Below are 14,394 nucleotides of genomic sequence, written 5' to 3'. Positions count from 1 at the left end.
GGCCTCAAGATGAGATTTCCATCCCCTCGGGGGAGAGGCTCCCAGCCAGACGACTGGGTTGATAGGCCGGATGTGGAAGACAGGACTAAAGACTGTCGGAGCTGACCGGTACTAATAAGCCGATAACTTGATAATCACTACACCCACACGATTTGAACTCATTCAAGTAAAGGCCGTGTGCGTGGCCCAAGATATCTCGCGTCCACTCTGTGGTTCCCTTCAGACGGAAAACACACAACAACTCAACACGACCCCCGCCACGGTGCGGGGTCCCACCGAGACCACCAACCCCACACCACGTGTGGCCCAGTTGGTTCTAGAGTTTCGGCGGCCATAGCGCGAGGGAAACGCCCGGACACATTCCGAACCCGGAAGCTAAGACTCGCAGCGCCGATGGTACTGCAGGGGGGACCCTGTGGGAGAGTAGGACACCGCCGGACAAACATTACGAAGAGCCGCCCACCACGTGGGCGGCTCTTCGCCTTTAACACCAACCCGAGCCGCACAACATCCCCGTCATGGGCGGCTCTTCGCCTTTAACACCAACCACCACAACTGAGCCGCACAGCATCCCCGTCATGGGGCGGCTGGGCGGCTTTCTTCGTGAGCACGTACTCTGGGGATCATGGGCGTTCGACTCACCGACGCCGTGAGTCCTTACCTCCGGGCTCACGCGGGGAACCCCGTCGACTGGTTCCCCTGGGGAGACGCGGCTTTCGCGGAGGCCCGCCGGCGTGACGTGCCGGTGCTGATCTCGATCGGCTACGCCACGTGCCACTGGTGTCATGTGATGGCCCGCGAGAGCTTCAGCGACGCCCTGACGGCGCACGAGCTCAACGAGCTCTTCGTCGCGATCAAGGTCGACCGTGAGGAGCATCCCGATGTCGACGCGAGCTATCTCGCCGCGGCATCCGCCTTCACCCGCGAGCTGGGATGGCCGCTCACCGTCTTCGCGACGCCCGGAGGCCGTGCGTTCTACGCCGGCACCTACTTCCCACCTCTCCCGCAACGCGGGATGCCGTCGTTCCGACAGGTGATCGCCGCGGTCGCTGAGGCGTGGCGCGAGCGTCGGGGGCAGCTCGAGGAGACGGCGTCGGCCGTGGCGAGCGCCCTGGCCGAGGCTTCCCTCGCGCCGACCGCCGGGCCGTTGCCGGGTGACGCGGAGCTCCGCTCGGCGGTGGCCGCCCTCGTGGCCGATGAGGATCGGGTGCATGGCGGGTTCGGCCGGGCCCCGAAGTTCCCGATCGCGCCGGTGCTCGGCTTCCTGGCGCAGCGCAGGGGCGAGGGGCGGGCGCTTGCGCGTCGTACGCTGCTCGCCATGGCGGGCTCGCCGCTGCGCGATGCCGTCGACGGCGGGTTCTTCCGATACGCGACGCGCGTCGACTGGAGCGAGCCGCATTACGAGCGGATGCTCACCGACAATGCGCTGCTGCTCGGCGTCGCGTCCGAGCTCGCCCGCGGTGCGAGCGGCGGTGACGAGGTCCTCGCGGTCGGGCGCGGAATCGCCGACTACCTGGTGGAGACGCTGCAGTTGCCCGGGGGCGGATTCGCCGCGGCGCAGGATTCGGAGAGCATGGTCGACGGCGTACGCACCGAAGGCGGCTACGCCACCGCCGACGCCGAGCGGAGGCGCACGCTCGAGCCGCCCCCACTCGACGAGAAGGTGCTCACCGGCTGGAACGGCCTGGCGATCGGCGCTCTCGCTCGGGCGTCGGCGCCGCTCGACGCCCCAGACCTGCTCGGCGCGGCCCGACGCGCAGCCGATTTCGTGCTCGCCGGCCATCTCGAGTCCGGCGGGGTGGTGCGCCGGACCTCGCGGGACGGGATCGTCTCATCGGCCCGAGCCGCGCTCGAGGACGTCGGGATGCTGGCCGACGGTCTGCTCGATCTCGCCGTCGCGAGCGGTGCGGCCCAGGATGCGGTCATCGCGCGCACCCTCATCGATGCGTCGCTCGACGCGGCCCGCGATGCAGCCAGAGGTCCAGGCGACGCCGGTGTCGGTGCCACTGAGCCGGATGCCGCGCCTCACGTGTTCGCAGTGCCGGGCGGTGCCGACCCGGTGCTCGCCGAGCGGGGGCTCGCGCTGCCGACCGATCCAGCCGAGGGGGCGGTGCCCTCGGGGATCACCGCATGCGCGAGCGCCGCTTGGAAACTCTGGCTTCTCGGTGCGGGGGAACGCTACCGTGCGGCGGCCGAGCGGGCGATGCGGCAGCTCGCGGGTGCCGCGCTCGAGCGCCCCATCGCCTTCGGCGCCGCACTCGAGCTCATGACGCGCTTCGCCGCACCCGTCGTGCAGCTGGTCGTCGTGGCACCCGAGCGGGACGGAGCAGGGAGGCCCCGAGGCGGCGACGAACTCGTCGGTGCGGCGTGGCGGACCGAGACATCCATCACCGTGATCGTCACCGCGGCGGAGGCGGCGGCCTTCGCCGACGCCGGCTTCGAGCTCTTCGCGGGGCGACGGCTGCTCGAGGGGCGAGCGGCGGCATACCGCTGCCGCGAGTTCGTGTGCGCGCTTCCCGTCGCTGACGCGCCGTCGCTCGCCGCGCTCGCGCGGTGATCCACCCTGTCGGGTTACATTCGAATGCGAGTTCGAACAGGTGTGGATAAGCCTGTGGAGAACTTCAGGAGGCCGTCGCGCCGCCGCGCGCCTCCCACTCGCCACGGAGCAACCCGAAGATCGCGCTGTCCTGCCAGCCCTCGTCCCACACGTCTTCGACGAGCGTCGCCTCGAGGCGCATGCCGAGCCGGCGGCAGAGGGCGGCCGAGGCCGTGTTGCGCACGTCGACGTGGGCGTTCAGCCGATGCGGGTTCAGCGACTCGAACGCGAAACGCACGACCTCGCTCGTCGCCTCCGCGGCGAGCCCGCGGCCCTGGAATGCCGGGTGCAGCACCCACCCGAGCTCGAGTTGGGCGTGCTCGGCACTCGTCACGCGCAGCATGATGTCGCCGACGACGCGATCGCGGGGCTCGGACCCCTCGCCGCGCGCCAGCGATCGTTCGCCGCGCAGCGACATGGCGAAGTGGAACGCGTCCCCGTCCTCGCCGAGCCGACGCATGCCGGCGCGCTTCAGCGTGTGCACGTGCGCCTCCTCGCGGCTGCGCACCGGCCAGGGGATGTAACGCAGCACCTCCGGCAGACGCTGGTACTCCCAGATGTCGTCGCTGTCGCGGGGTTCGATGGGACGCAGCGTCATTCGCGCGGTGCCGAGCGGGGCCGCGAGCGAGTCGGCGTCGAAGGGGAGTGCCATGGCGGGCCCGCGGGCCGCCGTGGCAGTGGTGGCGGCAGCAGCGCCGTGATCGTCGGTCATCCTCCGACGCTAGCGGCCCGAGTGAGCGGCGCGCCGGGCCGGTTCGCGAATCGATCGTGCGCGGTCAGCCGGCGAACGGCGCGGTGCTCGCGCGAATCACGAGCGAGGCCTCGACATCGGTCGACGTGGGCGGCGAGCTCGGGTCGTCGATACGACGCAGCAGGTGCTCGACGGCGAGGGCCGCGATCTCGCCGAACGGCTGAGCCACGGTGGTGAGGGCAGGGCTGCAGTAGGCCGCGAGGGCGATGTCGTCGACGCCGACGACCGAGACGTCGTCGGGCACACGGCGGCCGAGTTCGTGCAGTGCGCGGATCGCGCCGAACGCCATCTCGTCGCTCGCGACGAACACGGCGGACGCCTCGGGGATGCGGCCGAGCAGCAGGCCGGCCTGGTAGCCCGATTCGGGGGACCAGTCGCCGTGCAGCAGCGGGGGGATCTCGCGGCCCGCCTCGGCGAGGGCGGCACGCCACCCGGCAGCGCGCCCCGTCGAGTCGAGCCACTCGTCGGGGCCGGCGAGGTGCCAGACCGTGGGGTGCCCGAGTTCGAGCAGGTGTTCGGTCGCGAGTCGGCCGACCTCGAACTGGTCGATCGCGACGACCTCGCTCGACACGGTGCGCGAACCGTCGATCGTGACGGTCGGGATGCGCCGGGCGATCGTCTCGACGGCGTCGGTGCCGGTCGGAACGGGGACGACGAGCACGATGCCCTCGACCGACTGCTCGTCGAGGCGGGTCATCGCCGCGGCGATCGCGGCAGGGTCGAGTGAGCTCGCGGTCGAGATGTTCACGGCGTAGCCGGCACGACGGGCGGCGGACTCGACCCCGTGGGTGACCGCGGAACCGGAGTAGTCGGCCGTGGGCAGCACCACCACGCCGATCGTGCGCGTGCGACCCGACGACAGCGCGCGTGCGGCACTGTTCATGCGGTAGCCGAGCTGGTCGACCGAGCGCAGCACCCGCTCCCGGGTCGCGGACTGCACGTTGGGGTGGTCGCTGAGCACGCGCGAGACCGTCTGCGCCGAGACCCCGGCGTGATGGGCGACGTCGGCCATGCTCGGCGAACGTGTTCGGCCGCTCGCGTCGAGCCGCCGGGTGTTGGTCGTCACGTGGCCCCTCCCAGTGGTAGCGGAAACATACTATCGCCATCAGGAGCATTCGACAGTGAAGCTCCCATTTGAAATCAGGCTTGTTATCGATAACAACATGTGGCAGCATCGGAACACGCCCCGCGGAACCCGCACCCGAGACCGCGACGGTATGGATCGTTGCACGACGCATTCCGAGCTCATTCAAAGGAGAGGCAGCAGTGAAGAAGACAGTCATGCGCACGGTAGGCATCACCGGTGCGTTGGGCCTCGGCCTGGCGCTGGCCGGATGCTCCGGAGCAGCCGAGCCCGCGGCATCGGGCCCCAGCGAGGTCACGTTCTGGGGTTGGGCCCCGGGTTACGCCGACGCCGTCGACGCGTACAACGCCTCCCAGGACGACGTGGTGGTCACCTACGAAGAGGTCGCCCCCGGCGCGAAGGGCGGGTACGACAAGATGCTGAACGCGGTCACCGCCGGCAACGCCCCCTGCCTCGCGCAGGTCGGCTACGAGACCCTCACGAGCTTCGCCGCACAGGGCGCGCTCGAAGATGTGTCGGAGTTCGCGAACGCGAACAAGGACGAGTTCACCCCCGCGACGTGGTCGTCGGTCTCGATCGGCGACGGCGTCTACGGCGCCCCCGTCGACCAGGGCCCGATGGCGCTGTTCTACAACAAGGAGGTGTTCGACCAGCTCGGCATCGCCGTGCCGACCACCTGGGCCGAGTACCAGGCCGCGGGCGAGAAGCTCAAAGCCGCCGGCAAGTCGCTCTCGGCGAGCTACCTCAACTACGACTACGCCGGTTTCGACTGGCAGGCCGAGGCCCCATGGTTCTCGGTCGACGGCGACAGCTGGAAGGTCTCGATCGACTCGGCCGAGGGCCAGAAGGTCGCCGACTACTGGCAGGGTCTCACCGACGCCGGCCTCATCAGCCAGGCCCCCATGTGGGACCAGTCCTGGTACACCGGGCTCGGCGACGGCAGCATCGCGACGCACGTCGGAGCGGTCTGGATCGCGGGCATCCTGAAGGGCAGCGCGCCCGACGGTGCCGGCAAGTGGGCGGTCGCACCCATGCCGCAGTGGGAGGCCGGCGACGACAAGGTCGGCAACGTCGGCGGTTCGGCCACGGCCGTGCTGAAGGGCTGCGACAACCCCGAGGCCGCGTGGGCGTTCGCGCACGCGATGAGCACCGACCCCGACATCTACACCGGCCTCATCGAGGCGGCCGCGCTCTACCCGGCGGCCACCGAGCTGCTCGACCTGCCGGCGCTCACCGAGCCCGACCCGTACTTCGGCGACCAGGTCATCTTCGACGTCTTCGCCGAGGCCTCGCCGCTCGTCACCACCGGCTGGACGTGGGGCCCGAACATGCCCGAGACCGTCGGCTTCCTCGACGACGGGCTCGGCAAGGCCTGGTCGGGCAAGGGAACGTTCGCCGACGCGCTGGCGAGCACCCAGCAGCAGACCGTCGACGCGCTCGAGGCCCAGGGCCTCTCCGTCGCGGAATAACCCACCGAGGGCCCGGTCGGGGCGGCGCACGCCGTCGCCCCGGCCCGACCCCGGGGCATCCGCGCCGAACCCACGCAGCCCCCGACCCGACCCGGGCGGGCCCACCATCGCACTGACGCAGGACGACATGGACACCTCATCGACTCGGGCGGTCACCACCGCCGACAGCGGGCGCCGCGGCATCGGCCGCTCGGGCGCCGGCGCCCCGGCACCCGGCGGCACCACGCGCCGCTCCGGCGGCCGCTGGCGTACGCCGCTGCTGTTCCTGCTGCCCTTCGGCGTGCTGTTCATCGCGATGTACCTCGTGCCGATCGTGTTCGCGTTCGTCCAGAGCCTGTTCACGCTGCGGCGCTCGGGCCTCGGGCTCGAAGCGCCGACCCTCGACTTCACGCCGTTCGCGAACTACGCGCGCCTCTTCGGCGACACCGAGTTCCTCGCCTCGCTCGGCCGGGTCGCCCTGTTCGGCATCGTGCAGGTGCCGGTGATGCTCGGCCTCGCGCTCCTGCTCGCGCTCCTCCTCGATTCGCGCTCGGCCCGGGGCAAGGGCTTCTTCCGGCTCGCGGCCTTCCTCCCGTACGCGGTGCCGGGCGTCATCGCCGCCGTCATGTGGTCGTTCCTCTACTCGCCGGTGACGAGCCCCATCAACAACTTCCTCGAGAGCGCCGTCGGCGCGGGCATCCCCTTCTTCAGCCCCGAACTCGTGCTCTGGTCGATCGCCAACATCGTGACGTGGGGGTGGACGGGCTACAACATGCTCATCATCTACTCCTCGCTCCAGACGATCCCCGCGGAGACGATCGAGGCGGCCCGCCTCGACGGAGCGGGCGCGTTCCGCATCGCGTGGAACATCAAGATCCCGATGGTCCGCCCGGCACTCGTGCTCACGACCGTGTTCTCGATCATCGGCTCGGCCCAGCTCTACAACGAGCCCAAGGTGCTGCAGACCATCTCGGGCGGTGCGATCAGCAACACCTTCACCCCGCTGATGGCGGCGCAGGCGCAGGTCACCGCGCAGAACTACCCGTACGCCGCAGCCCAGTCGGTCGTGCTCGCCCTCGTCGTCGGCGTGCTCTCGTTCACCTTCTTCAAGCTCACGAATCGAGGCGAGCGATGACCGCCCCCACTCTGGCATCGGCGACGCGAACGCCGCGTTCAGACCGGTCGGATGCCTCGCGCCCCCGCCGCTCGAACCGCGACGCGAACCTCGCGAGCCGCCTCGGCGTCTTCGCCCTGCTCGGGCTCTCCGCGTTCTACTTCATCATGCCCATCTGGTGGCTCGTCGTCGCCTCGACCAAGCCCGCCGGGCACCAGTTCTCGGAGCCGGGGCTCTGGTTCGACGGGTTCGGCCTGTTCGACAACATCGCGCTCGTGTTCGCCGAATCCGACGGCATCTTCGGTCAGTGGATGCTCAACAGCGTCTTCTACGCGGGCACGTCGGCGCTCGTCGGAACCCTGCTCTCGGCCATGGCGGGCTATGCCCTCGCGAAGTACGACTTCCGCGGCCGCGGCGTCGTCTTCGGCGTCATCCTCGCCGCGGTGCTCATCCCGAAGGTGATGTTCACTCTCCCGCTCTTCCTGCTCTTCAACCAGGTGGGCCTGCTCAACAACCCGCTCGCCGTCCTGCTGCCGAGCGTGGTGAGCCCGTTCGGCGTGTACCTGGCGCGCGTGTTCGCCGCCCAGTCGGTGCCCGACGAGCTCATCGAGGCCGGGCGCATCGACGGTGCGGGCGAATTCCGCATCTTCTTCTCGATCGGTGTGCGCATCATGTCGCCGGCCCTCGTCACGATCTTCCTGTTCCAGTTCGTCGAGGTGTGGAACAACTTCCTCCTGCCGCTCATGGTGTTGAACGACAGCTCGTTGCAGCCGGTCACGGTCGGCCTCGTCGGCTGGGCGGGCAGCAACGGGCAGGTGCCCGCCGGCACCGTCGTGGTCGCCGCGCTGCTCTCGGTCGTGCCGCTCATCATCGCGTTCCTCGGACTCCAGCGCTTCTGGCGCGCCGGCCTCACCGCGGGGGCGGTCAAGTGAGCGCGGGCGAGACCACGATCGTGAATTCGGATGCGACGGGGCCCGCGCCGAAGCATCCGCAGCCGCTGCTCACGATCGTCGACGGCGAGCTCCACCGCGACGCCCGCCCGCACCGCATCCTCTCGGGCTCGCTGCACTACTTCCGCGTGCACCCCGAGCAGTGGCGCGACCGCCTCGAGCGGCTCGTCGCGCTCGGCCTCAACACCGTCGACACGTATGTCGCCTGGAACTTCCACGAGCGCCGTCGCGGCGAGCTCGACTGGAGCGACTGGCGCGACCTCGAGGGCTTCATCGCGCTCGCCGCCGAACTGGGCCTCGACGTGATCGTGCGCCCGGGCCCGTACATCTGCGCCGAGTGGGACAACGGCGGCTTCCCCGCCTGGCTCTCGGGCTCGCCCGGCATGCGCTTGCGGTCGAGTCATCCGGCCTATCTCGACGCGGTCGACGCCTGGTTCGACGAGCTGCTGCCGCGCCTCGTGCCCCTGCAGGCGACGCACGGCGGACCGATCGTCGCCGTGCAGCTCGAGAACGAGTACGGCAGCTACGGCGACGACGCCGACTACCTCGAGTGGCTCCGCGACCGTCTCGTCGCGGGCGGCATCTCCGAACTGATCTACACGGCCGACGGCCCCACCGAGCTCATGCAGGACGGCGGCAGCCTGCCGGGCGTGCTGGCCACGGCGACCTTCGGCTCGCGCGCGGCGCCGGCGGCGTCGATGCTCCGCGCGCGGCGCGACGGTGAACCGTTCGTCTGCGCCGAGCTCTGGAACGGCTGGTTCGACCACTGGGGCGACCCGCACCACGTGCGCACGCCGGCCGGGGCCGCAGGCGTCGTCGCCGACATCCTCGCCGAGGGCGGTTCGCTGAGCCTCTACATGGCCCACGGCGGCACGAACTTCGGACTCTGGTCGGGCGCGAACCACGACGGCGTGCGGCTCCAGCCGACGCAGACGAGCTACGATTCGCACGCGCCCGTCGCCGAGAACGGCGCGATCACCGAGAAGTTCCGGTTGATCCGCGAGGTGCTGGTGGATGCCGCGGGGCGGGTGCCGGACGAGGCATCCCCGACGCCGCCCGTGCTGCCTGCCGCGAGGCTGGCGTTGCGCCCGGTCGCGGGCCTCCTCGAGACGGTGCGGCGGGCGGGCCGCGAGCTGCGCACCGCGATGCCGCCGAGCTTCGAGGAGCTCGGACTCGACGCCGGGCTCGCGCTCTACCGGGCCGATCCGATCGTGCCGCGCGGCGGGGCGCTACTCACCGTGCGCGGACTCCGCGACCGCGCCGTCGTCTTCGCCGACGGCGTCCGCGTCGCCGTGCTCGACGCCGAGCAGGCGGCCGCGGGCGTGCGGATCGCGGGCGAGGGGCGGGCCGTCGTGCTCGAACTCCTCGTCGAGAACCAGGGCCGCATCAACTACGGGCCGCTGCTCGGCGAGGGCAAGGGCATCCTCGGCGGGGTGCAGCTCGACCGCAGGCTCGTGCAGCGCTGGACGACGCGGGCGCTGCCGCTCGACGAGTGGGACGCGGAAGTTCTGGAGGCGCTCGCCGAGCCCGCCCCGCATCTTGTTCCTCAGGATGCCGGCCCGAATTCTGCGGTTTCTCAGGACGAGTCCCGGCAAAATCCCGGCCACGGGCCAGATTCTCCTGAGAAACACGATGGGGCGGGGCTCGCGAGCGCGACGCTGCATGTCGACCAGCCGGCCGATGCGTTCCTCGCGTTCCCCGGCTCGGGCAAGGGCTTCGTCTGGGTGAACGGGTTCCTGCTCGGTCGCTACTGGGAGATCGGCCCGCAACTGACGTACTACGTGCCCGCGCCGCTCGTGCGCGCGGGCGAGAACACCATCACCGTGCTCGAGCTCGAACACCTCGGCGACCACGTCGAGCTGCGTGAAGCGGCCGAGCTCGGACCCGAACAGGAGTACATCGAGACCTTCGACTGAACTGCGCCGTCGGCGCGGGTCGATATGGACGCGTCGACTCGACGCGGGAATGGAGACGAAGATGCCTTCATCACGCCCACCGGGCCGCCTCTGGCGCCTCGGGCTCGCGTGCGCGGTAGCGAGTGGAATGCTCGTACCGATCGTGGCGACACCCGCCGCTGCGACCGAGACCGCCACGGCCGACGGGTTCAACGCGCCCGCACCGGGTGCCTCGTTCGGACTGCGGACGAGTGACCTCGCCGTCACCGCGGATGCCGCGTTCCCGCAGGTGATCGCGTACACCGACCGCGACACCGGCGCCGTCATGCGCGGCAACGACACGACGATCTCGTCGGTGACGATCAACGGCGAGGCGCGACCCGTCGAGGTGGTGTCGCAGGCCGACGGCGGCAGCGCGGTCGAATACGTGCTCACCCCGACGGCGCTGCCCGGCGTCTCGATCGAGGCGCGGTTGTCGGTCAAGGGCAACGTCGTCACCATCGAGGTCACGAAGATCGTCGACCCCGACGGGGTCGTCAAGACCCTGCAGATCCCCGACCACCGGCTCGTGACGGTCTCGTCCGACGAGGCCGGCGCGGCGGTCGCGGCGGCGAACCTGTCGGTCGACCGCGGCGTGTCGGGCGACGCGTTCATTCCCGTGACCGCGGACACCCCGCTCGACGCGGCCCCCAAGGGGTCGAACACCGTCATCGCCAACACCGGCGAGCTCGCCGCGGCCTTCGCCACCAATGCGCTCTACGACACCTCCTCGGGCCCCAGCAACAAGGACTCGGGCAACTTCTGGCGTCAGGCGGTCGCCGACGGCGACGGGGTCGAGGTGGGCATCGCGAGCGGCCCCTGGCTGTATCGCGCACAGCGGTCGGATGCCACGGAGGAACTGCCGTGGGTCAAGGTGGCGATCACGCCAGACGCCAACGACGACGACGTCGTCGACTGGCAGGACGGCGCGATCGCGATGCGCGACATCCGCATCGCCCCCTACAAGGGCGAGCAGACACCAGAGAACGTCATCACCCACATTCCGTTCAACTTCGCCTCGCAGGCCACGCACCCGTTCCTGCGCACGCTCGACGACGTGAAGCGCATCGCGCTGAACACCGACGGGCTCGGCCAGGTGGCCATGCTCAAGGGCTACACGAGCGAGGGCCACGACTCGGCGAACACCGACTACGGCGACAACTTCAACGAGCGAGCCGGCGGACTCGACGAGTTGAACGCCACGGTGAAGGCGGGCAAGAAGTGGAACGCCTCGTTCGGCGTGCACCTCAACGCGACCGAGATCTACCCCGAGGCGAACTCGTTCAGCGACGATCTCGCCGACGAGGGCGCCAAGGGCTGGAACTGGCTCGACCAGTCGTACTACATGGACCAGCGCTTCGACATCGTCTCGGGCGAGCTCGATGAGCGCATCGGCGAACTGGCCGAGGCGACCGACGACAACCTCGACTTCGCGTACATCGACGTGTACTACCAGTACGGGTGGCTCGCGCAGAAGATCCAGGACTCGCTCGTGAAGCACGGCTTCCGCGTCGGCTCGGAGTGGGCCGACAAGCTTTCTGAGAACAACACCTGGTCGCACTGGGCGAACGACGAGAACTACGGCGGCTCGTCGAACAAGGGGGTGAACTCGCAGATCCTGCGCTTCGTGAACAACACGCAGGCCGACGTCTGGAACCCGCATCCCCTGCTCGGCACGAGTCACATCGTCGAGTTCGAGGGGTGGACGGGCCAGAACGACCTCCCCGGGTTCCTCGAGAACGTGTGGACGGCGAACGTGCCGGCCAAGTTCCTCCAGCACCACGAGATCACGCGCTGGACGGCCGATCGCATCGACTTCGAGGACGGCGTGAGCGTGACCGGCACGAGTGCCGCAGACCGTTCGATCACCGTCGACGGCGCCGAGGTGCTGCGTGGCGGCACCTACCTGCTGCCGTGGTCGTCGAAGCCGGACAAGGACGCCGACAAGCTGTACCACGTCAACCCGGCGGGCGGGCAGACCAGCTGGCAGCTCACCGACGAGTTCGCGGATGCCTCGTCGTTGCAGCTCTTCGCGCTCGGCGACGCCGGACGCACGAAGGTCGCCGACCTGCCCGTCACGGACGGTGCGGTCACGATCGACGCCGAGGCGGGCCAGGCTTACGTGCTCGTGCCCGGCAAGAAGGCGACCGGGGCGTCCACGCTGCCGAAGAAGGCGTCGTTCGGTCAGGGCACCTCGGTCGAGGACCCCGGCTTCAACGAGACGACCCTCGACGGGTGGAACCCAAAGGGCGCCGCGACCGTCGAACGCGACGACCGCGGCCGCCGCGCGGCGGTGCTCGGCGCAGGGGAGGCATCCATCAGCCAGCGGCTCGGTGAGCTCGAGCCCGGCACCTACGCGGTCTCGGCCGACCTCGGCGTCGCAGCAGGCCAGACGCGTGCGACGACCCTCTCGGTCGACGTACGCGGCGATGACGGCGAGGATGCCGCGACGAGCGTCGACAGCTCGGGTGCCGTCAACCTCATGGCGGCCGACGAGTGGCGCGACACGACCCTCCAGCGCCTGCGGACGTACGTCACGGTGACCGACGACACGCGGCCGACGCTCACGATCGCCGCGGCTGAGGGCGATGCCGCGGTGCGCATCGACAACGTGCGCGTCGTCGCGACCGACGACCCGGCCACGGGCGAGGGAGTGCTCGTCGACGAGGACTTCGAGCAGGTCGACCAGGGCTGGGGCCCGTTCTTCAAGGGCGACGCCGGCGGTTCGACCGACCCGCGCACGCACATCGCGAAGCGCAACGAGCCCTTCACCCAGCAGGGCTGGAACGGTCGCAAGTTCGACATGGTGCTCGGCGGCGACTACTCGCTGATGGCACACGAGGAGAACCGCGGACTCGTGTATCGCACGAGCGAGTACACCGCGCCCTTCGAAGCCGGACACCGCTACCGCGTCTCGTTCGACTACCAGAGCGGCGTCGCGGGAGCCTACTCGTTCGTGACCGGCGTCGACCAGATCGCCGCCGGCGCACCGAAGGCCGTCGACCTCACCTCGACCGAGTTCGGGGCCGTGCACGAGACCACCGAGTTCGTGCACGAGTTCGACGCGCCGGCGTGCGGCGACCCGTTCGTGGGTCTTCGTCGCAACGCGGCCGGCGGCACCGGCTCCGACCTGATCCTCGACAACCTGCGCATCGTCGACCTCGGCGAGAGCGAGACCTCGGGCGCCTGCGCCCGGCTCACGCTCGCAGGTCCGGCCAGCGGGCTCGTCCCGGGCGAGGCCAACGCCTTCACGACGAGCTTCACGAACCATGAGGCCGAATCGGCCACCCAGGTCGAGACCACGCTCGCCGCGCCCGAAGGGTGGGAGGTCGCACCCATCGGTGCAGCTTCGTTCGAGTCGGTCGCGCCGGGCGCCACCGTGAAGACCACGTGGTGGGTGTCGGCCCCGGCCGACATCGAGCAGGGCGGCTACGAGGTCTCGGCCACCACCGGCTACGGCGTCGCGGGCGGAACACGGACGGTCGAGGCATCCGTCTCGGTGCCGACCCTGCCGCCGGGGTTGATCCCGCAGTCGCGACTCGCGATCGCGGGAGTCAGCGACGCCGAGCCCGGAACCGGCGACGGCAGCGCACAGGCGGCGATCGACGGCAACGCGGCGACGATGTGGCACTCGGCCTGGTCGCGGGTGCACCCCGATGCCCCGTACCCGCACTGGATCGCGCTCGACCTCGGCGACACGTACGCCGTCGAGGGGTTCGACTACCAGGTGCGCGTGGGCAACGGCTCGATCAAGAACTACGAGCTCTACCTCAGCGCCGACGGCACGAACTGGGGAACCCCGGTGAAGACCGGCGCATTCGCGAGCACCACGGGCGTGCAGCACCTGTCGTTCGACGCGACCGACGCGCGGTACGTCAAGTTCGTGGGACTCAGCGCGATCAACGGGGCGGCGTTCGCGGGAGCGAACGAGCTCAACGTCTGGGGCACCCGCGAGGCAGCGCCGACCCCGCTGCCGCGGGATGCGATGTCGATCGCCGACGTCTCCTCCGAGGAGACCGAGGGTGAGAACGGGGCCGCGGCGAACGTGCTCGACGGTGACGCCGGGACCATCTGGTCCTCCGAGTGGCTCGGCGGGTCGCCCGACTACCCGCACCACGTGTCGGTCGACCTCGGCGGCTCGCACGAGCTCCGCGGCATCTCGATCCAGCAGCGTCAGGGCTCGGAGCCCAACGGCCGCATCAAGGGGTACGAGGTGTTCGTGAGCGCCGACGGCACCGACTGGGGCTCGCCCGTCGCACGCGGTGAGCTCGGCGCCGGCAACGCGCCGCAGCAGGTCACCTTCGACGCACCGGTCACGGCGGGCTTCGTCAAGGTCGTCGGCACGAGTTCGCACAACGGGCAGCCGTGGGCCGCGCTCGCCGAGTTGGAGTTCTTCGGCACCGAGTGAACGACCGGTGCCGGGCGGGGCCGACTCGTCGCCCGCTCGGCACCATCCGGCGCGAACGCCCCGCGATCCTCACCGCGGGGGCGTTCGCGCGCGGCGCGGCGAGCGGCGG

Annotated in this window: 8 protein-coding genes and 2 rRNA genes; 8 read left to right on the top strand and 2 right to left on the bottom strand. The window is 70.2% G+C overall.

The window, feature by feature from the left end:
- The 3 genes from H516_RS0110375 to H516_RS0110365 all read left to right on the top strand — a co-directional run.
- Positions 1-135: ribosomal RNA gene (locus H516_RS0110375) — 23S ribosomal RNA — on the top strand; the annotation flags it as partial.
- 188 nt (positions 136-323) lie between these two features.
- A 5S ribosomal RNA gene (rrf, locus tag H516_RS0110370) occupies positions 324-440 on the top strand.
- Positions 441-625: 185 nt separating this feature from the next.
- Complete coding sequence (locus H516_RS0110365; RefSeq protein ID WP_022889653.1) at positions 626-2,557, top strand: thioredoxin domain-containing protein; 1,932 nt, start codon at positions 626-628, stop codon at positions 2,555-2,557.
- A 64-nt stretch (positions 2,558-2,621) separates the two neighbouring features.
- Here the strand turns inward: H516_RS0110365 and H516_RS0110360 are convergent, their stop codons facing one another.
- Complete coding sequence (locus H516_RS0110360) at positions 2,622-3,308, bottom strand: GNAT family N-acetyltransferase (protein ID WP_022889652.1); 687 nt, start codon at positions 3,306-3,308, stop codon at positions 2,622-2,624.
- A gap of 64 nt (positions 3,309-3,372) precedes the next feature.
- Entirely contained in the window at positions 3,373-4,413 is a 1,041-nt protein-coding gene (locus H516_RS0110355; protein ID WP_022889651.1) for a LacI family DNA-binding transcriptional regulator, read from the bottom strand.
- A 200-nt stretch (positions 4,414-4,613) separates the two neighbouring features.
- Between H516_RS0110355 and H516_RS0110350 the strand changes: the two genes are divergently transcribed.
- The 5 genes from H516_RS0110350 (at position 4,614) to H516_RS19595 (ending at position 14,285) form a co-directional block, all read left to right on the top strand.
- Positions 4,614-5,900, top strand: coding sequence for an ABC transporter substrate-binding protein (locus tag H516_RS0110350; protein WP_022889650.1), 1,287 nt, complete (start codon positions 4,614-4,616; stop codon positions 5,898-5,900).
- A gap of 127 nt (positions 5,901-6,027) precedes the next feature.
- A complete protein-coding gene (locus tag H516_RS0110345) occupies positions 6,028-7,014 on the top strand; it encodes a carbohydrate ABC transporter permease (RefSeq protein ID WP_022889649.1) in 987 nt (328 codons plus the stop codon).
- Complete coding sequence (locus tag H516_RS0110340; protein ID WP_022889648.1) at positions 7,011-7,925, top strand: carbohydrate ABC transporter permease; 915 nt, start codon at positions 7,011-7,013, stop codon at positions 7,923-7,925. The genes H516_RS0110345 and H516_RS0110340 overlap by 4 nt, the downstream gene beginning before the upstream one ends.
- Positions 7,922-9,859, top strand: coding sequence for a glycoside hydrolase family 35 protein (locus H516_RS0110335; protein ID WP_022889647.1), 1,938 nt, complete (start codon positions 7,922-7,924; stop codon positions 9,857-9,859). Before H516_RS0110340 ends, H516_RS0110335 begins: the two co-directional genes overlap by 4 nt.
- A gap of 127 nt (positions 9,860-9,986) precedes the next feature.
- Positions 9,987-14,285, top strand: a complete 4,299-nt coding sequence (locus H516_RS19595) for an endo-alpha-N-acetylgalactosaminidase family protein (protein WP_084620603.1) — start codon at positions 9,987-9,989, stop codon at positions 14,283-14,285.
- Positions 14,286-14,394: the final 109 nt, after the last annotated feature.

Origin of the sequence: Agromyces italicus DSM 16388, assembly GCF_000421545.1 — a bacterium.
Lineage (GTDB): Bacteria > Actinomycetota > Actinomycetes > Actinomycetales > Microbacteriaceae > Agromyces > Agromyces italicus.
This window is presented reverse-complemented; position numbering and strand designations above follow the sequence as displayed.